Raw genomic sequence first — 949 nt, forward strand, 5'->3', positions numbered from 1 at the left:
CGGGCCGGTCAGCACCTTCCATCTCAGCGAACCGTCGGCAGCATCAATCCCGTAGATGTACCCGTCAGCACTGCCGGAACAGACGATGCCGTCAGCAACCGAAGGTGCGGACCGGACCCTGCCCCCGGTTGAATACCGCCACCTTTCCGTCCCGTTGGCGGCAAAGAGGGCATAAATGTTGGTGTCCTCACTCCCGAAGTATACCGTCCCGTCAGCGATGGCGGGGGCAGTGATGGGCTTGTTCTGCTTATCGAACGTCCAGAGAAGGTTGTTATTCGTCTGGACGGGGCCCGGGTCGTAAACCCCGGAATGCCGGGGATCTGCCCGGAACATGGCACCGGAAACGGGCAGCGGCACAACCAGGAGCAGAATAAGCACCAGGGTAATGAAATTTTTCTCGATTCTTCTCATCAAAAGACCTCCGGCAGACAACAAACCCGCCGGAGATACCGGTTATCCGTTGTCCCTGGAGATCCTTTTTTAAAAACAGCGATAAATAATCCCAGACCTGCACCAGTGGAAACGATGAAACGGCTGGTTATTGCAGCTAACCCGGTCATTTGAGAGGAGCGGTGAGACACCCGGAAGTATTCTGGGGGGATTTCCCGTGAAACGTACCGATCGGGTCTCGTTATTCATGCCGGCAGTATCCGCACCGTCCGCCTGCACCTTCCTTTTCAGAACGCCAGAACTCCCATCGCTGTCCGCAGCCGTTCAATGACCCGGTTCATCAATAGAATGCGACCTGACCGTGAACATGCGGTATACGGGGGGTGAAGGTGACGGAGGGTCAGCCGTTTTTCTGTTCAAGAACCGTCATCCTTGGGAAGAACCCGAACTTCCGGTAAAAGGCGAAGGCCGCTTCATTGCCATCGGCAACCGAGACCCGGATTCTCTGTGCATGCCCCTCCCTGAACCATGCAAGTGCCCGCGAGACGAGCTCCGAACC

General features: G+C 56.7%; 2 protein-coding genes. Both read right to left on the reverse strand.

The features are described 5' to 3' along the window. A partial coding sequence (locus CW742_RS14460) for a PQQ-binding-like beta-propeller repeat protein (protein ID WP_292421582.1) occupies window positions 1-411 on the reverse strand: 411 nt, incomplete at its 3' end. Between the two features lie 379 nt (window positions 412-790). Further along, window positions 791-949, reverse strand: a 159-nt coding sequence (locus CW742_RS15505; protein ID WP_369333026.1) for an N-acetyltransferase, incomplete at its 5' end; no start/stop codon positions are given.

It is taken from the genome of Methanoregula sp., from assembly GCF_002835825.1.
GTDB lineage: Archaea > Halobacteriota > Methanomicrobia > Methanomicrobiales > Methanospirillaceae > Methanoregula.